This is a genomic window from Enterococcus sp. DIV1059_2 (genome assembly GCF_051713685.1).
Lineage (GTDB): Bacteria > Bacillota > Bacilli > Lactobacillales > Enterococcaceae > Enterococcus_D > Enterococcus_D casseliflavus.
This window is the reverse complement of sequence record NZ_JBIOQK010000001.1, coordinates 1971997-1990610: the sequence shown is the minus strand read 5'-3', so window position 1 is coordinate 1990610 and position 18614 is coordinate 1971997. Positions and strand designations below refer to the sequence as shown.

Sequence of the window (18614 nt, the reverse complement as noted above, 5' to 3'; positions counted from 1 at the left end):
TGACAGCTTCCATTCTTGATAGGAAGATAGTGAGTAAATCGCTTGAAAAGCAGTGGGTTTTACCGTTTTTTTGCGGTAGATCACGCTTGCTTCATAATAACCGCGAAGATATAGAGTTCACCTAAACTCGTGCAAAAACTATTCAAGCAGCTTTGAATCAGTTCGTCAGGTTTTGTTCAAAACCAATGATGCCAGCTGAAACAAGAGAAAGGAAACTGTATGAAGAGTAAAAAAAAGAAGTCATATCTGACATTATTCAGTGCTGGGATTTTAGCAAGCCAACTTTTTGTTTCTCCCGTATTGCTGGCGAAAGAAAGCCCTCAGCCTGATAACTATTCAGAAAATACAAATGTCGAACAGCAACTTGATGACCAAGATTCATCGGCAGCAGAAGACCAAGAAAGTCAAGAAGACGTCAGCAAAGAGCAAACGGAGGACTCGACCGAGTTATCCTCCGAATCAAATGAACCGCTTATGGATTCAGAAACAGCAGATCCCGTTGTAGAATCTCTTGATTCGTCTGAAGAATCAGACTCAACACAAACGACCGAGTCAGCGGAAACGACCGAACTAGAGGAATTAGAGTCCACGGAACCTTCCGAGGAAGAGGAAAAAATAGATGCTGAAACGGACGATCTAGAAGTAGAAACAGAGAACAAGCCAAAAGAGACCGACTTGATTGATGAGTCATTGGCACCAAAAGAAAATGAAATTTCAACTGAGAGCAACGAAAATACTGAAAATGCAAAAAAAGAGGAGCCGAAAACACCTCCGATTATTGCACCTGAGCAAGTAATAAACCCTGTCGTTCAATCACCAGATGCTACTTCTCACTTGAAAAATTCTTTTTATGATGGACGTACCATAGATTTACCAGAGAGTTTTCGGGCAGCGAAGATCGCAGATTCGAATCTGTTAGATTTCACCTTGCCGATATTAGCTGATTATGATGCCCAATGGCAAGCGGCATTGGTCTACGAGATCATCGGGCAAATTGGTGAACTAGAAGAACCATCGACAATGGACGAATGGATCAATGAACGGATCAAAGCGGTTATAGAAGGAAAAGCTAGCTGGATAGAAAAAGAACAGCAGGTTGAACAATTACAACCGGGGGATCTTTTATATGACGCAAATCAGTTAATCGGTATCTACCTCGCAGATGGTTACCAAGCAAGTTTAGTGACAAATCAAGAAGAGCCAACGAAAACTGCCATCGAAGTTCAGCGGGTTTCAATCGAAGAGCCGCTATCGATCAGACGGCTATCAAATCCTGAATTGGCTACATATGGCGAAAAGCTAGTTACTGAATATCCAGCCCCTTACGAATTTACAGTGAATCAAAAGACCCAGACGTTTATTGAAACATTGGCACAAGAAGCCCAAAGCTTAGGGCAAGAATACGATGTCTTTGCTTCTGTATTAATCGCGCAAGCGATCCTTGAAAGCGGCAGTGGCGACAGCGGGCTTTCCAGCAGTCCCCATTATAACCTTTTTGGGATCAAAGGCAGTTATCAAGGAAGCAGCGTGACTTTACCAACAATGGAAGATAAAGGCAACGGAGAACTATTCCAAATTCAAGCAGCCTTTCGTTCCTATTCAAGTTATCGAGATTCGATGGCAGATTATGTCAAATTGATTCGCGGAGGAATCACTGGAAATCCAACCTTTTATCAAGACGTGTGGCGCTCTGAATCAAAAAACTATCTTCGGGCAGCAGATGCTTTGACGGGCACTTATGCGACCGATGTTAATTATAGTAAAAAAATCAATTCACTGATTGCGGTCTATGGATTGACGCAATATGACCAAGTGATCGCAACAGAAACAGGCTTGTTTATCCAAGGAAAAGAACAAATTCCAGAAGAGTATCGCTCCCTCATGACATTTCCAGAATACAACGGTCGTGACTACAATCTTTCTGGTTCGTATCCTGTTGGACAATGTACATGGTATGTGTTCAATCGGGTGAGTCAATTAGGCGGTCAAGTAGATGACTACATGGGAAATGGTGGTCAATGGGGCAATACCGGACGACGTTTAGGTTACAACGTCAGTCAAACGCCTAAAGCAGGTAGTATGATCTCTTTTGCACCTGGAACAGCTGGATCTGATCCTCGTTATGGTCATGTCGCTTTTGTTGAAGCCGTTGGTCCAAATGGTATTTTGGTGTCAGAAGGAAATGTCTATGGTGGAACCACAATCTCTTATCGTGTGATCAGCAATGAATTGGCGCACTCATCAAGTGTTTCATATATTATGCCAAAATAAGGATGGAGGGCTGGCAATATGAGTAAAAGGCATAGACAAATAGGTCTTCCTATCAGCGGTATCTTTTTGATGGTCCTTTTGCTTATTGCGTTTCTTCAGCCGTATCGACTGGCGTTAGTCAGAGGAACGTCCATGCTGCCGACGATCGAGGATCGACAAGTTGTGCTGATTCATAAAAAGCGCCAGCCAAATCGCTATCAGCTGATCGCTTTCGAACAGGAAGGAAAGTTTTTGATCAAGAGAGTGATTGGTGTGCCGGGGGATTCCTTCGTTCGTACACAGGAGCGGTTGTTGATTGGGGCGGAGGATACTGACTTTGATTTTTCATTTATGATCACTGTGAAGGATGAAGCCGTTGAGGCGTTGCCGATTCGGGGGTACCTCAAAGAAGATGAGTACTTTGTCGTTGGCGATGCACTGCTCACTTCAAGTGATAGTAGAGAATTTGGAATCATTTCAAGTAAAACCTTTTATGGTGTGGTGACCACGTTCTTCTGACACATCAGCTTTTTGAAAGGAAGTTTGCGATGATTCATTTCTTGCAACATATCAACGAGACTAAGTTTGTATCAAAATGGATGAATAAAACGAATTTTAGTTTTGATGGAAGGAAGAGACTGTGATTTTTATCTATATTGGGATGATACTGCTTGCCATTGGAGCAGGTAGTATCATCGGTTGGCGATTGTATCGAGAATATTTATTAAGAAAAGTTGAAAAGCAGCTGTCGTCAGATGCTTTAGCCAAAAGGAAACTGCGTTTATTTAAGCACAACCTGCGCAGTGGGCACCTGCTAATTGTATTGGGCTGCAGTAGTGCCATAATCGTAAGTGTCTTGCTACTAACAGTTTTTCAGCTGACAGGCGGCATTCATTTGCAAAAGCTGCAAGAAGAAACCAGTCAATTGAAAGAGGAAGTCTTCGCGCTAAGAACTGAACAAACGGAATGGATGCGTATGCCGATTTTTGCATATCCTGAGAACGGCTTTTCTTTTGAAGCGATTGATTGGGAGCATTTACTCGTCTCCAATGATCGTGAAGCACAGTTTGCAGCTGAATATGAGTTGGCCTATCAGTTATCACCATATCTAGGTCGCACTGTAGCGATGATTTTTGTTGATCAGCCTTTGCAAGAAATCTCGATTGTTCTATCTAGCAAATTACCATCAATTGATGACTTAAACGGATGGGAAGAGAATTTTTCTCGTCTACTCCATGATATGCAGAACGTTCCCCTGATCACCCAAGGAACCTTCTCTGTCCAATTTTCCAAGGATTCTGATCAGTCCTTTGAGCAGACGATCATTCGTGACGAGAATGGGGTCTGGACCCTTTTAGAACGCAGATTCCCAAACACTGATGCTCAAGAAGTAGCCAACAACGAGAGGAGCGAGAGCATATCGTCTACTCCTCAAACGGATCAAAGTGAAACGATCAATACAAATGAACAAAAAGGCAGTGTGAAAAATTAATGATGAAAAAGAAAAACAAAGGTTGGTTTTCTGCCCAAAAGCTAATGGATGAAGTGAATCAATTATCCATAGAAGAGCTGAATGAATTTGAGGAGACAAATCAAGAAGAGGGAATCGTTGAGGATCAAGGGTCCGCAAAGGCTACGCCTGAAAAAAAAGAGGATAAGACCAATCGACCAGCGGACAATGAACTCCCTAAAACCCAGAAAGAAGCAGTAAAACCTGTCGCACAAACTTTCGCAAAACCGATTTCTCACCAAAGAGTGGCTGGAGATCAGCAGAAAGAGCAAAGTGTCAAAAAGATAGCAGTGCAGCAAAAGTCCTCTGGCAACCGTGATAGCTACGCCAAGGATAGTCAACTCGTTGAAGATAAAGGAGAACGTATGGAGAAAGAATTGAGTACAAACCAGACAAATAAGCAAGAGTCAAAAGAACAAGAAAAGGATCATATGATTGAAAATTTATCTTTTGAAATCAAAGAATTGATTTTAGAAAATGAGCAACTACAGGAAGAAAAAAATCAGTTAAAAAAACAGCAGAAGGTAGTGGCTCAACAAGAAGCAGAGGCAAAAGAATTAAAAGCTTCGCTAGTAGAAGCGAATAAGAAAGTCAAAGACCTAGAAGAGCAGCTTGCAAAAGTAGATACAGAAAAACTTGAAGTAAAAATCCAGCAATTAGAAGCCAAGTTAGCTGTTCAGCAAGAAAAAGAGCAACAAGAAAAACAAACTTACGAAAAGGAACGCGCTGAATGGACCTTGAAGCGGCAAGAAATCCAGCAGCTGCAAGAGGTAATTGCTGATTTGAAACAGCAATTGGCAGAAAAAGAAGAGCTTGCTGCAAATGTATCAGCTAGCGAATCAAATGAAGAAGTCGCAGAGCTTCAGGCGACAATCGAAGCATTAAGGGAAGAAAATGCAGCCCTACAAATCGAAAACGAGCAGTTCCAAACAGAAATCAGTGAGGTCTTAGTCTTTGCTAGAAGAAAAGCGAATCGCACAATTCAGGAAGCGAAAATCGAATCTGAACGAATGATCCGTACAACAGAAATGCGGATCGATGGGATTCATGATCGTGCCAAAGAGATTCTTTTTGAAGTGAACGAGACGAAAGAAAATGTGATTCACTTGTTTGACGATCTGCATAATCAAGTTCATCAGCTTTCCGATAAAAAATTGCTGTTTGAAGAGCTTGAAAAGTAAGCTTCTACATTTATATGGCAGTTAGTTATAAAAAAACAGTAGATCAGATTTTGATCTACTGTTTTTTTGCGATTCTCCATTATTCGACACTACCATCGTTTGGTTCCGGCGGGTCCGGTGGTGAGGAAGGATTATCCTCACTGCTGGAAGGTGTTGTTGAACCGGGATCCTGACTAGAAGCAGGAGGCGTAACGACCGATGATGAATCATCCTCATCAGGTGTTGTCACTGGTGGTGTTACTTCGCTTGATGATTCTGTTGTACTTGATGGTGTTGATTCGCTACTTTCTGTAGAAGGTGTCGTTGGTTCAACGTAGGAACTGCTGCTGGACGAACTTGGTGCTGAATAGCTTGGTTGGGTGTACGTTCCTTCAAGATAAAGCTCTCTTCCGATCCGTGTCAATCCGTCAGGCATTGTCCAGTCCGTGTTTTCTACAGAAGCAGAAACATAGCGCATCAATTCACGATAGACATCTGAAGCCACATGGGTACTACTATCAGTGATCGGTGTCATTTTGTCGTTGTAGCCTGTCCAAACCGCCAATGAGTAGGAGGGAGTATAGCCGGCAAAGGTAATATCAGGGTAGGCACCATTCGATGTATCCAGTTGTGCTAACTGGTCATCGGTGTAGTTGGACGTTCCCGTTTTCCCTGCTTGGTACAAACCATCGATTTGCGCGTTGGTTCCAGTTCCGACAGAAATAACATCTTTCAAGATATCGGTCACCATGTAAGCTGTCGTATCATCCATTGCTTCTTGACCAGAAACTTTAAAGGATTCTTCGTCTTCTGTACCATCTTGCATGACGATTTTATTGACGTACTGTGGTTCATAATAGGTGCCACCATTTGAAAACGCAGCATAAGCAGCGGCCATTTTCAGACTGGAGATCCCATACTTTGTGCCATCCAATTTATCCGTATTGCTGGAAATCGCATTGGATTGGGTGATCGTATCATATTCGATTCCTAAACCACTGAGAAAGTCTGCGATATTGTCCGCGCCGACTTCATCAAACAGCTTCACTGCCGGCACATTTCTAGACTCTGCTAGAGCGGTCCGCAAGGTGATATTGCCCATATATTGGCGATCCCAGTTGTAAACAGGAATATTCGTCCCTTTATACGTGTAAGGTTCATCTAAAATCATTCTACCCGTGGAATCTTGTAGAAATTGAAAGGCAGGGCCATAGTCTGTGATTGGTTTGACGGTCGAACCAAAGTCTCGTGCGACATTGACAGCCAGGTTATTTGCTAGAACATCATCAACATTACGGGCACCGATCTGAGCGGTCACCTTGCCTGTGTTAACATCAACTAAGGTAGCGGCAACTTGCATCTTGTCATCTGGGTAATCAACGTAGTCGTCACTGTTGACGATGTCATATAATCGTTTTTGTGCATCGATATCGACATTAGTATAAATATCTAAGCCGTCAGTATACACATCTTTCCCAGTTTTTTCTTTGACTTCAGCGATCACTTCGTTAAAGTAGTTGTCAAAGTATTTCCACTCTTGGTTTTCACGGGGATTGTCTTGCAAGCCTTCTTGAATATCCTCGGCAACGGCCGCATCATATTCCGCTTGTGTGATTTTTTCATTTTCCAGCATTGCACCTAAAACCACATCTCGCCGACTTTTCGCATTATCAGGATGCGCAAATGGGTCAAAAGCTGAAGGGGCATTTGGTAAACCGGCAATCAAAGCGGTTTGCGCAAGGTCTAGTTCAGCTAACGGCTTGCCGTAAAACTTCATTGCGGCCGTTTGCATCCCATATACACCATTGGACATATATACTTTATTGATGTAGTAAGTGAGGATCTCTTGTTTTGATTTCATTTGTTCAAGACGAACCGCCATCCATGCTTCTTGTGCTTTTCGACGTAATGTTTGGTCTTCAGCGCTGGTAGAAAAGAAGGACAGCTTGATCAATTGCTGTGTCAACGTACTTCCGCCTTGCATACCGCCGGTTGTGGCATTGGATAATGCGGAACCGACGATCCGAATCGGATCGACTCCGATATGCTGGTAGAAGCGGCGATCTTCGACAGAGACGATCGCGTCTTCCAGCAGTTGAGGAATCTCACTTGCTGTAATTTTTTCTCTGGTTTCACTACCGAATTCAGTGATCAATTCGCCATTTGACGCATAGAAACGAGAAGAAACCGTTGAATCCAAGCGTGTTTCATCAAGTGCAGGCGCATCTTTGGCATACCACCAGAATAGCCCCATCCCGGATAGAATCCCGATACAGCCCAAGAAAAACAGCCCCATAAATACTTTTAAAAGAATACTCCCAATGCTTCGTTTGCCTTTTGCCTTAGGAGGCTTTGGTGCTTTTTTAGCTGTACCTTTTTTAGAATCATGCCGAGAGGTCCTCGATTGTGATCCATTTGCCATACTAATCATTCTCCTTCATCGTTAAAAATTGATCAACTGCTTTTAAATAGGGAATACGCGGCGCAATTGAAGGGATGATTTCAATCCCATTCGTCTCAATATAGGCCAGTGTCATTGATTTTTTCCCCGTTTCTTTTTGCAGGTGCCATTGAGAAATTAAGCACTTGCTATCGAGAAAAAAGCAGCGTTGTAGACTAGAAAACCATAAAAGAACGAAACATAAACCCGCTTGTTCCAAACAGTCTTCCATATGCTTGATTTGGTGTGGATGAAAATTTTTAAAGGGAAATGACGTTTTGTTTTGAGTCTCTTTCGCTTCAAAGTCGATATATTGCCCTTGATAAACCCCATTGTAATCAGTGGTGGATGCCTCACGGAAATAGGCTTCTTTGATTACGGCGGCGCTTCTTCTTGGATAATCTACTTTCACGATTTGAATTGGTGTCGGTTTCTTATGAATGACAGCAAGTTTCCGATTCAAATAATAAAGGTTGCTTTCATTGATTGCTTCTTCAAAACGCATCCCACGATTGGCATACGTTTTTGGCTTTATTAGTTTCTCTTGCATTTTTTGTTTTTTGCCGTCATCATAGGTAGTAGATTGTCCATTCGGGTAACGAATAACCATGTTGTTCACACTCCTAGGCAACATTATACCAAAAAGTCGTTTGGAAAGAAAAGAGATGACCAGAGAAACAATGAAAACCTTATACTTTACTGGCTATCGTAATTATGAATTAGGTGTCTTTCAAGCAAAAGATCCCAAGATTGCAGTTATTAAGAAAGTAATAATGTCGACTTTGACCAATTATGTCGAAGAAGGGTTAGAATGGCTCTTGATCAGCGGGAATCTTGGAGCGGAGCTGTGGTGTGCCGAAGCCGTTGAACAATTAAAACAGACATACCCAGAACTGAAACTAGGAATTATTTTTCCATTTGAAGGGTTTGGTGAAAATTGGAACGAAACAAATCAGCAGGCACTGCAAACAGCGAAGTCATTTGCCGATTATGTCAATGCCACCAGCCATAAGCCTTACCAAGACCCCAGTCAATTAAGAAATCACACGGCATTTTTACTGGAGCATACCGAAGGCGCACTTGTGTTATATGATGACGAATTTCCAGGAAAACCTAATTATTTCTTAAGAGATGCCAAAGCTTATAGTGAGCAAAATCCCTACTTTATTCATCAAATAACAATGGATGACCTACAAAACGCAACATTTGATAGTAATTTACTTTGATTTTCGTATATTTTTTGATAGAATGGTCTAGAAAGTGAAAACCATTTGGAATAAACAATGAGGTGTAAATAATGGCAAATTTAATTTATAGTCCAAAAGATATTCTGCAACAAGAATTCAAAACAAAAATGCGCGGGTATGATCCAGTTGAAGTGGACGAGTTTTTAGATAATATCATTAAAGACTACGAAAGCTACAATAAAGAGATCTTAGCCCTGCAAGAAGAAAATGACCGTCTGACAGCGAAAATCGATCAATTGTCGAAAAACCAAGCGATCGCATCTCGTGTTCAACAAGAAGCGCCGAAAAGCCAAACCGTTACAAACTTTGATATTTTGAAACGTTTGTCTAATCTTGAAAAAGAAGTGTTTGGCAAAAAGCTTGATCGTGAATCAGAACCTGTCACTCGTTCTTCTTCCTACAACAGCAACTATACAAATGCTGATTTTGAAGATGACAACGAAAAAACCCGTCAATTCTAATCTAATGTAGAAAAGATAGTTGTGGTTTTCGGGTAATTGCGGCATAACTCGATTATGCTGAGGAAAGTCCATGCTCGCACAAGCTGAGATGCTTGTAGTGTTCGTGCCTAGCGAAACCATAAGCTAGGGTACTTGAGAAAGTAACGGCAGGAAAAATGGCTAAGGTGTAAGCTATGCCTAAGTATCCTTGAAAGTGCCACAGTGACGAAGCAAGGCGGGAAACCGTCTTGGTGGAACGCGGTAAACCCCTCGAGCGAGCAACCCAAACAATGGTAGGGGCACTTTTTGCACGGAAATGAACGGAGCAAGAAGGCAAGTAATTGCAGATAGATAATTACCCAGTGTTTTCTTCTCCCTGAGGAAAATACGGACAAAACATGGCTTATAGAAAATCACAACCTATCAGGGAATCCTTCCAGCAACGGAAGGTTTTTTTATACCAAGAAGGAGAGCGTTATGACTGAAAAAACATTTAATTGTATTGCCACCGCTGCGAGCGGTTTAGAAGCACTAGTGGGCAAAGAATTACGGGATTTAGGGATCGAGTGTGAGGTTGAAAACGGCCGAGCGCGTTTTAAAGGGACGATGGAGACCATTGCTACCGCGAACTTGTGGCTCCGTACAGCGGACCGTATCAAAATTGTCGTCGGGGAATTTGACGTATTGACTTTCGATCAGCTGTTTGAAGAAGTTAAAGCGTTACCGTGGGAAGACTTTTTACCTTTAGATGCTGAATTTCCGGTAGCTGGAAAATCAATCAAATCAAAATTGTATAGTGTACCTGATTGTCAAGCGATTACCAAAAAAGCAATCGTCAATCGCTTAAGAGAAGTATACCATCGTCCAGCAAGTGTGCCGCTGACTGAAACGGGCGCTTTTTTCCAATTAGAAGTCGCTTTATTGAAAGACCATGCGATGATCACATTGGATACGACTGGCCCTAGTTTGTTTAAACGTGGCTATCGTTTAGAAAAAGGAGGCGCGCCGCTGAAAGAAAACATGGCTGCGGCTTTAGTGATGCTGACAAATTGGTACAAAGACAAGCCGTTTGTCGATCCCGTTTGTGGATCAGGCACGTTGTGTATTGAAGCAGCGTTGATCGGTCACAATATCGCCCCTGGCTTTAATCGGGAATTTGTTTGCGAAACGTGGGATTGGTTCCCAGCAGAAGTATTTGAAAAAGTACGGAAAGAAGCAGATGAAGCAGCAGATTATGATGTCGAATTAGATATTACCGGTTCGGATATCAATGGTCGAATGATTGAGATCGCCCGCAGAAATGCGGAAGAAATCGGTCTAGGAGACTCGATCACCTTCAAACAACAAGCCGTTAAAGACTTTAAAACAGAAAAAGAGTATGGTGTCGTTGTGGCTAACCCTCCTTATGGTGAACGCTTAGGAGAAGAAGCGTCCGTTCAGCGACTGTATCAGGAAATGGGCCAAGTGTTTCGGCCGCTAAAAACCTGGAGCAAGTACTTTTTGACCAGTGACTTGACTTTTGAGACCCATTACGGCGAAAAAGCGACAAAAAAACGCAAATTATACAACGGTGCGATTCGTACCGATCTCTTCCAATACTGGGGACAACGTCCGCCACGCAAAAAGGAGTCTGCTGAATGAAAGAACAAGAATTTCTGAAAGAATTAAAAGAAATCGATCTATTACAACAAGCAATGGGGATCTTAGGCTGGGATAATCAAACAGGGATGCCAGAAAAAGCCAGTGATTACCGTGCGGAAGTTGACAGCTATTTATATGGTCTATACTTTGACAAAAAAGTGGGGGAACCAATCCAAGAAGCGATCAGCTATTTCGGGAAACACCCAGATGAATTATCAGAAGTAGGGAAAGCTGCGTATCAATTAGTCAAAGAAGAATATGAATTACAAAAAGATGTGCCCAATGAGTTGGCGATGGCGGCTTCCGCAGCTACGTCAAAAGCACATACTGCTTGGCTCAAAGCCCGTAAAGAAAAAGATTTTTCTTTATTTAAAGACGCTCTTTCTGAAAACATTCGCTTGACGAAAGAATTGATTCCTTATTGGAAGAAAAATGAGCTGACGAACTATGACGTCTTGTTAAACCAATACGAGCCGAATATGACGGTTGAGATCTTGGATAACGTATTCTCACAAGTGAGAGACGGTATCATGGATATTCGTCGTCAATTGGCTGAAAAAGGAACAGCGCCAGACACTTCGATCCTTTCACGTAAGATGACCGAAGCGCAACAACGTAAATTTATCTCAAAAGTGATCGCCGACTTAGGCTATGACTTTTCTCGCGGCCGTTTGGATAATACGGTCCACCCATTCGCTACGGGGATCAACCACAATGATGTACGGTTGACCACACGCTGGAGCGAAACTGACTTTTCGATGGGACTGTTCGGTGTGATTCATGAAGCTGGTCACGGGATGTACGAGCAAAACATCGATGAGAAATACGAAGGCACGCCTGTTCATGAAGGGGCGTCCATGGGAATCCACGAATCCCAATCGCTGTTTAATGAAATCATTATCGGCAGCAACCGCAATTTCTGGGCAAAGCAATACCCATTTTTCCAAGAATGTGCGGAAGGCACGTTTGATGATGTGTCTTTTGACACTTTCTATGACTCCTTAAAGCACTCAAAAGCTAGCTTGATCCGTATTGAAGCTGATAGTCTGACATATGTCATTCATATTATTATTCGTTACGAGATCGAAAAAATGATCTTTAACGAAACCGTATCGATCGATGAACTGCCAAAAATCTGGAATGACAAATACGAGGAATATTTAGGGATTCGTCCAGAAAATGACTTGGAAGGGATCTTACAAGACGTTCATTGGTCAGGTTCAAGCTTCGGGTATTTCCCATCCTATGCTCTAGGATATATGTATGCAGCGCAATTACTCCACGCCATGGAAAAAGAAATTAATGTCGATGAAGTGTTGGCTTCGGATGATTATTCACCGATTCGTAAATGGCTGACTGAAAATATTCATCAATATGGCGCATCCAAGAAACCAAATGAATTGATTTTAGATGCAACGGATGAATTATTGAATCCTCAATATCTATTAGACTATTTACGCAAGATCTATTTTAGTGTCTATAAAATCAGCGAGACGCAAGATTTCGCTTAAAAGTAACGAGTGGAAAGAAGCTTCGCAAGACGTTGCCGCCCCAATTATTTCATGGGGTGCTCGTCTTGTTGAACTTCTTTTCCTTTTGTATCAATCACCATCGAAAAAAGAAGGCTAGCTGCTTTCATATCGAAAGAAGGAAAAAAATGAAGGAAGAATACAATGTTGCCGATCTTAGCAAAGTAATTGCTTATGCCGAAAGTATTCTGGGGAATGATTACACAGGACATGGGTTTGATCATGTCAAACGAGTGGCTGGGTTAAGTCAAGCCATCATTGATGCCGACGAATTGGCAGTTGATTGCTTTGTCGTACAGGCGGCAGCCTATCTCCATGATACGGTGGATGACAAAGTTGTGGCGGATGTCACAGCGGCGTCTAACGAAGTGCGAGCTTGTTTGACCACAGCGGGAGCCAGTGAAGCACAAACGAAAGAAATTTTTTCTATTATCGAGAATCTGTCTTTTTCAAAAGAACTTTTGCAAGGCGCGCAAGTTGTCTCAGTAGAAGGCCGCGTCGTTCGTGATGCAGATCGTCTCGATGCTTTAGGTGCGATCGGTATTTTACGGACGAGTTATTTTGGTGGCAGTCATCAACACCCGATCCATGTCAGTGACTTAGCCCCAAAGACGTTTCAAAATCATGAAGATTACCGAAAAGGGACGACGGTGATCAATCATTTTTATGAGAAACTATTTTTGCTTCCTGAAAAGATGACCACGGCGTATGGCAAAAAAGAAGCCCAACGACGTGTGGCTTTCATGAAGGATTTTTTAGAAGAATTCTATGCAGAATGGGATGTCTAACTTTGTTTAGAGTTTTTTAAACTAAAATTCGATTATTTCCTTTTTCCTCCTTTGTTCTTTATAATAGTAAGTACAAAGGAGGGATGGAAATGTACTACCAACAGGCATTACAACCGAATGAACTATTGCCAGCGATTTCCAATTCAGGGGAATGCTTTTTTGTCATTCGGGCTGAGCTACCCATCCGGCAATATCAAATCGCAATCTATCTTTACGACGATCAATTCTTTTTGTTGCAAGATGATCGCTTGTTTGATCAAATTGACCAAATCTCTAGTGAAACATTAGGGGATGAAGAAGAGATTTTACCATTTATCGAAGAAGCGCTGGAAGAAAACCATTATTTATTAGTGGAAAAAGCGTTTATTCGTTTAGATCTATCTACTTTACAAAAGATGACCGATCTTACTAGTTTCGATATCTTGTTTTATGAATTTTTTGACTCATGGGGGGAAGAAGGATGAAACGGACTGAATACGTAACGCTACAAGACCAAACATTGATCGACCTATTCCAGCAGTTAGGAGAGGATGTTTCGAATCTCGAGCTGATTGATGAAGAAAAGAATATCGATGTGGTGGTTGTGTCGAATAGTGATTGGCATTATTTATTGGAGCAAGTCAATGATGATGTGAAAGAGTCTTTTGCTGATACCTCAGAGACAGACCTGGATGAAGAACTAGCCGACGAATAAACCTTTTTTTAGTTGATAAACTGTTTTACTACGAAAGTGGCGGATGGATCTTTAGAAGGGGTCTAGCAATCTAGGCAGCTTACCAAAAAAATACGAAGCGATCTCATTTCCCGTCAAGAGGAGCAGGATCAATTCGTATTTCTAGGTAAGTTGTTTTTATTTTGTCCGCAGACGAACGTTTTTGACTTTTAAATAGCCGCGAATCAAGTTGACAATCAGTAAAAGAATGCCCACAATCAATGGAATCGCTAATAAGTAAGGCGAGTAAAGGTGGGTTTCTTGCACGTGTTCAAGAGATGTTTTCTCCACTTCATTGATGGCTTGTTGAATGACTTGTAAACTAAATCCTGTCAGAAAACCAGCAATGATGAAAAGGACGAAGCCTAAATAGGGAATATCGGAAGACCGGCGAAAAAGAGCAAAAGCTGCATATAAAACCAAAAGGAATGCCGGTACGCCAAAGGCAAAATAGGGATTTAACATGATTTTTTAACCTCCTTTTCTTTTATGATACTCCAAAATTTACGTTTTGGGAAATAGCGTGTAAGATAAAAAGAAAACGTGAAGGAGTTCTTTATGTCCGCTTATATTACCCCAATAAAGGTTGCCTTGCTGGTTTTTCCTTTCCTAGCATTGGCGATATCAATGATTTTTTTTGTTATCCAATATCGAAAATACGGTCGTTTTATCTTGTCACGCGCACTGGTTCTGTATTCATTTGTCTTCTATTTATTGTGCGCCTATTTCTTAGTTATCCTACCATTGCCCTCGATCGAAGAGGTAGCGCAGATGACTGGTCCTAAGATGGAATTGCAGTTAGGGGCATCGTGGCAACATTTTGTCCAACAGACCGTCTTAAACATTCACGATCCGCAAACCTATCTTCCCGCTATGAAGCAGGGGGTCTTTCTTGAGCCACTCTTTAATTTATTGTTGACCTTACCATTTGGGGTCTATTTGCGTTATTACTTCAAATGTTCCTTTTTAAAAACACTCGTTATTACGTTTTGCCTGACGTTGTTTTTTGAATTAACGCAGTTGACGGGACTGTATTTTATTTATCCTCGTCCGTATCGCTTATTCGATGTCAATGATCTCTTTGTCAATACAGTTGGAGGGCTTGTGGGCTGGACGATCGCCCCACTTTTTACGTTCTTATTGCCATCAAGGGAAGAGATGGATGCCGATTCTTACGCCAAAGGCACTCGGGTGACTGTGACACGAAGGGTGTTTGCTTGGTTGATCGACTGGGGAATACTGAATGTGGTCAGTTTTATTGTGGTGATCGCTGTTCGTTTGCTCACTCAACAGATGGTACGGGACTTTAGTGGGGACTATTGGTACTTTGCTCTTGAAGTGTTGCTGTACTTTGTGTTGATGGCTTACCTTGCCAAAGGACAAACGATTGGAAAAAAACTCGTACGAATCAAAATCATGCAAGAAGGCCGTGAGCGTGTCAGCTTGGGGGCTTTATTGAAACGCTATGGTTTGTTTTATCTGATTTATGCCAGCATCAGTCGGGTCAATATCTTTTTCGCACCGTTTCTTGAGTCCAACAATCTGCTGCTTTTAGTTGTTAGTTTGTTGATGGTAGTTATTTTTGGGTTGATCCAGTTTGGTTTTTACTTGAATCTCTTGTGGGCAGCAATAAAAAAAGAAAGCCGCTTTTTCTATGAACGCCGCAGTGCAACGTATACTATCAGTACGATCGATCCTCAATCGATTACAAAAGAAAGTTAGGAAAACAAGGCAACATATGCTATAATCCAAAGGATGCTAAAAGAAAGAAGGTGTTTGAATGTCTTTTGAGTCATTTAAATTTCAACCATTTATTTATGAAGCACTTGCTGATAAAAAGTTCTCTAAACCAACAGAAGTGCAAGAAAAACTGATACCTGTTATCCAAAAAGGACGCAGTGTTGTAGGGCAATCACAGACCGGAAGTGGTAAGACCCACACATTTTTACTGCCGTTGATGGATAAAATCGATGCCGAAAAAGATGAAGTGCAAGTAGTGATCACTGCACCGAGTCGTGAATTAGCCACGCAAATCTATCACGCCGCAAAACAAATCGGCGGATTTCATGATCCTGAAATTCGAGTGTCAAATTTCGTCGGAGGAACGGATAAGCAACGTCAATTAAGCCGTCTGCAAAATCAACAGCCCCATGTCGTGATTGGGACACCTGGTCGTATCTTGGATATGATCAACGAACAAGCGTTAGGGGTTCACACTGCCAATGTATTTGTCGTGGATGAAGCAGACATGACCTTGGATATGGGCTTTTTGGAAGAAGTCGATCAAATTGCGGGGCGTTTGCCTGAGAAACTACAAATGCTGGTTTTCTCCGCAACGATTCCAGAGAAATTGCGCCCATTCTTGAAAAAATACATGGCCAATCCATTGATCGAAGAAATCAAATCGAAAGCAGTCATCTCTGATACGATCGAGAATTGGTTGATTTCTACCAAAGGGAAAAATACCAATAAATTGATCTATCAATTATTGACTACAGGCCATCCCTATCTTGCCATCGTTTTTGCCAACACGAAGAGCCGTGTGGATGAAATTACGGATTACTTAAAGGAACAAGGCTTAAAAGTAGCGAAGATCCACGGCGACATCAGTCCTCGTGAAAGAAAACGGATCATGCGCCAAGTGCAAAATTTGGACTACCAATATGTTGTCGCAACAGATTTAGCTGCGCGAGGAATTGATATTGAAGGGGTTTCTCATGTCATCAATGCTGAGATTCCAGCTGATTTGGATTTCTTTATCCACCGTGTTGGTCGGACCGGTCGAAACCAAATGGATGGGACCGCGATCACTTTATATGATCCAAGCGATGAAGGGGCAATCCAAGCCATCGAAGATCTAGGGGTTGTTTTCCAACCGAAGGAAATCAAAAATGGCGAGATCGTTGCGACTTACGATCGGAATCGTCGGCAAAAGCGAGAAAAATCTCGTGACGAATTAGACCCAACCTTGATTGGCTTAGTCAAGAAAAAGAAGAAAAAAATCAAGCCTGGCTACAAGAAAAAAATTCAATGGGCTGTTGATAAGAAGAACAAAGAAAAACGGAAGATCGAACGTCGTCAAACGACTCGAACGGCCCGTAAAAACAAGAAAAATTCGAATAGCTAATGCTTAGCAAAACAGCAGTCAAGGAAGAGAACTACTCTTACTTGACTGCTGTTTTTAATTGTTTGGTCATTTCTACACACAATACGCCATCTTCAGCATAGGGTTCAGATGTTTTTTGATACCCACGGGATTCATAAAACGCACAAGCGTCGATCTCTGCGGATAACACTGATTGGAGGGCACCCTCTTGGACACCACGCATTTCGAGATAATGCAATAATTTGGTGCCGTATCCTTGGTACCGATAGGCCTTAGCTACGCAAAAGCGATCAGGTTGCAGAGTGTTCGGTGAAGAGAATTGATAGCGAATGGTCGCGATCGGGATGCGTCCATCTAACCAAAGAAAGTATGGGCAGGTTTGGTCTTTTTCATCAAATTCCCATTCTATAGGGATGTGCTGTTCTTCCACAAAAACGGCTTGCCGCAGGGCGAAAACCGCTTGTAGCATCCACGGACTGCGTCCAAAATAAAGCATCAGTCGTTTTCCTCCTTTTTCGTGGTATACTCGTTATATAGTAATTGTAGCAGATGAGAGGAGAAATGACGTGGATTTTTTTGAGGCGTTACAATGGTCAAATTGGAAGACACTGTCCTTTGAAATCAAAGAACAGCTGATCCAGCAAATTTTAATGTATTTTGTCAGTCCTTTAAAGGAGATCACCGATGTCCATTTTAGTCATTTGACGTATGCAGGGTTGAAATGTGCTACCTTTGAATTAACGATCGATGGCGAAGACTTTGTCTTTATACCAGGGAACTCTGAGGCGATCTTAGGTTGGGATCTCGGTGTGCAAGGATTACCAGCTACTTGCTGGAGTAAAAATTGGCAGTCACCACCCAACGAGATCATTCGCCAGCTGGAAACAATCTATGAGTTAGAAACCAGCCAGGATTGGGGGATTTTTGTCAATGAGTCTACGAGCCCTTTGCGCAAAGCTGTGATTGATCCTATGCTAGTCCAAAAAAGTTCTCTGCCTGCTGGCGCAAGGTATATCGGGCAGTTAAATACAATCACTGGGGAGTTTCACGGGTTAGTCGATCAATTCAGTGTTTTCGAAAAAGAGCTAAAGGCACAATTCACAGCACCAGCGTCCTTTGAGGAAAGCTTGCGTTGGGAATTACCCGCTTTTTACCACGAAGAGAATCGCTATTTTGCTGCACTCGAGCCGTTATCGGAAACCTATCAGTTATTTACCCACGAATCCGTCAGTCAAACAGAATTGAAACAGCAGTTAGACAAACAAGGCTTTCAGCTGCTATCAGAGGATCAATGGGAATACGTTTGCGGTGCTGCGACTCGGCGACTTTTTCGCTGGGGCAATGAAAAGTCCTGCGACGATGGTGTCTCTTTGTCAACCGCTGAATTGCTTGAACCGAATTTATTTGGCTGCACCTATGGGCTTGCGGATGCGTGGGAGCTGACAGATGGCTTGTCTTTAAAAATGGAGAACTGGCAGATTTGTGGGCATCCTTTATTCGATGCCTTGCCATATGCCAGTTATTACCGATCACGGAAAATGCTGCAGCCAGATCAAAAGCTTTCTCCCCAGAGCTATCGTTACCGCAAAGCGATTCTGATCAACAAAGAACGGATTTGAGGATTGACTTTTTCGAAACATTTCCTTATACTTTGAATGACGAAGGATATGGTCGGTTTGATGATTCATTACAGAAAGTTTTTCACTGCTGAGAGAAAAACATGAATTCGGACGGATTGCTCCCTTTGGTGCTCAACTGCAGCAGAAATGTTGCCGTCCACTCCGCGTTAAC

18 protein-coding genes and 1 other RNA gene are annotated in these 18614 nt (G+C 42.2%); 15 read left to right on the top strand and 4 right to left on the bottom strand.

What is annotated here, in order from left to right:
• Positions 1-219: 219 nt before the first annotated feature.
• The 4 genes from IGI72_RS09265 to IGI72_RS09250 all read left to right on the top strand — a co-directional run bounded on the left by IGI72_RS09265 (position 220) and on the right by IGI72_RS09250 (position 4941).
• Positions 220-2271 (top strand): glucosaminidase domain-containing protein, encoded by a 2052-nt coding sequence (locus IGI72_RS09265; RefSeq protein ID WP_195960717.1) that lies wholly within the window; start codon positions 220-222, stop codon positions 2269-2271.
• A gap of 18 nt (positions 2272-2289) precedes the next feature.
• Positions 2290-2769 carry a signal peptidase I gene (gene lepB / locus IGI72_RS09260; RefSeq protein WP_015509748.1) on the top strand — a complete coding sequence of 160 codons (480 nt, stop codon included), beginning with the start codon at positions 2290-2292 and terminating at the stop codon, positions 2767-2769.
• Positions 2770-2890: 121 nt separating this feature from the next.
• The gene (locus IGI72_RS09255) at positions 2891-3742 is read left to right on the top strand and encodes a hypothetical protein (RefSeq protein ID WP_438753925.1); all 852 of its coding nucleotides are present in this window, start codon (positions 2891-2893) and stop codon (positions 3740-3742) included.
• A complete protein-coding gene (locus IGI72_RS09250) occupies positions 3742-4941 on the top strand; it encodes a hypothetical protein (protein WP_438753923.1) in 1200 nt (399 codons plus the stop codon). Before IGI72_RS09255 ends, IGI72_RS09250 begins: the two co-directional genes overlap by 1 nt.
• A 79-nt stretch (positions 4942-5020) precedes the next feature.
• On the opposite strand, the gene IGI72_RS09245 is transcribed toward IGI72_RS09250, so the two are convergent.
• Entirely contained in the window at positions 5021-7342 is a 2322-nt protein-coding gene (locus IGI72_RS09245; protein WP_034857413.1) for a PBP1A family penicillin-binding protein, read from the bottom strand.
• A 1-nt stretch (position 7343) separates the two neighbouring features.
• Positions 7344-7970 carry a Holliday junction resolvase RecU gene (gene recU / locus IGI72_RS09240; protein WP_010748391.1) on the bottom strand — a complete coding sequence of 209 codons (627 nt, stop codon included), beginning with the start codon at positions 7968-7970 and terminating at the stop codon, positions 7344-7346.
• Between the two features lie 70 nt (positions 7971-8040).
• Between recU and IGI72_RS09235 the strand changes: the two genes are divergently transcribed.
• From IGI72_RS09235 to IGI72_RS09200, 8 genes are all read left to right on the top strand, one after another.
• On the top strand, positions 8041-8586 hold the full coding sequence (locus IGI72_RS09235; RefSeq protein WP_005226143.1) for a DUF1273 domain-containing protein: 546 nt from the start codon (positions 8041-8043) through the stop codon (positions 8584-8586).
• A 71-nt stretch (positions 8587-8657) separates the two neighbouring features.
• On the top strand, positions 8658-9068 hold the full coding sequence (gene gpsB, locus IGI72_RS09230) for a cell division regulator GpsB (protein WP_005226142.1): 411 nt from the start codon (positions 8658-8660) through the stop codon (positions 9066-9068).
• A 24-nt stretch (positions 9069-9092) separates the two neighbouring features.
• Positions 9093-9458, top strand: an RNA gene (rnpB, locus tag IGI72_RS09225) — RNase P RNA component class B.
• 66 nt (positions 9459-9524) lie between these two features.
• Positions 9525-10688: a THUMP domain-containing class I SAM-dependent RNA methyltransferase gene (locus IGI72_RS09220; protein WP_010748389.1), complete on the top strand. Its 1164-nt coding sequence runs from the start codon at positions 9525-9527 to the stop codon at positions 10686-10688.
• Positions 10685-12199, top strand: coding sequence for a carboxypeptidase M32 (locus IGI72_RS09215; RefSeq protein WP_015509741.1), 1515 nt, complete (start codon positions 10685-10687; stop codon positions 12197-12199). The genes IGI72_RS09220 and IGI72_RS09215 overlap by 4 nt, the downstream gene beginning before the upstream one ends.
• Positions 12200-12345: 146 nt before the next feature.
• On the top strand, positions 12346-13005 hold the full coding sequence (locus IGI72_RS09210; RefSeq protein WP_005226139.1) for an HD domain-containing protein: 660 nt from the start codon (positions 12346-12348) through the stop codon (positions 13003-13005).
• A gap of 83 nt (positions 13006-13088) precedes the next feature.
• On the top strand, positions 13089-13469 hold the full coding sequence (locus IGI72_RS09205) for a hypothetical protein (RefSeq protein ID WP_438753920.1): 381 nt from the start codon (positions 13089-13091) through the stop codon (positions 13467-13469).
• Complete coding sequence (locus IGI72_RS09200; protein WP_438753918.1) at positions 13466-13699, top strand: hypothetical protein; 234 nt, start codon at positions 13466-13468, stop codon at positions 13697-13699. The genes IGI72_RS09205 and IGI72_RS09200 overlap by 4 nt, the downstream gene beginning before the upstream one ends.
• Positions 13700-13855: 156 nt before the next feature.
• Here IGI72_RS09200 and IGI72_RS09195 read toward each other — a convergent pair whose 3' ends face one another.
• Positions 13856-14182, bottom strand: coding sequence for a hypothetical protein (locus IGI72_RS09195; RefSeq protein ID WP_010748384.1), 327 nt, complete (start codon positions 14180-14182; stop codon positions 13856-13858).
• A 93-nt stretch (positions 14183-14275) separates the two neighbouring features.
• Here IGI72_RS09195 and IGI72_RS09190 point away from each other — a divergent pair, with 93 nt between their 5' ends.
• Positions 14276-15439, top strand: coding sequence for a VanZ family protein (locus tag IGI72_RS09190; RefSeq protein ID WP_438753916.1), 1164 nt, complete (start codon positions 14276-14278; stop codon positions 15437-15439).
• 58 nt (positions 15440-15497) lie between these two features.
• The gene (locus IGI72_RS09185; RefSeq protein ID WP_005226134.1) at positions 15498-16844 is read left to right on the top strand and encodes a DEAD/DEAH box helicase; all 1347 of its coding nucleotides are present in this window, start codon (positions 15498-15500) and stop codon (positions 16842-16844) included.
• Between the two features lie 37 nt (positions 16845-16881).
• Here the strand turns inward: IGI72_RS09185 and IGI72_RS09180 are convergent, their stop codons facing one another.
• Positions 16882-17319: a GNAT family N-acetyltransferase gene (locus IGI72_RS09180; RefSeq protein ID WP_438753914.1), complete on the bottom strand. Its 438-nt coding sequence runs from the start codon at positions 17317-17319 to the stop codon at positions 16882-16884.
• Positions 17320-17389: 70 nt separating this feature from the next.
• Between IGI72_RS09180 and IGI72_RS09175 the strand changes: the two genes are divergently transcribed.
• Entirely contained in the window at positions 17390-18442 is a 1053-nt protein-coding gene (locus IGI72_RS09175; protein ID WP_438753912.1) for a DUF7278 family profilin-like fold-containing protein, read from the top strand.
• Positions 18443-18614 lie beyond the last annotated feature (172 nt).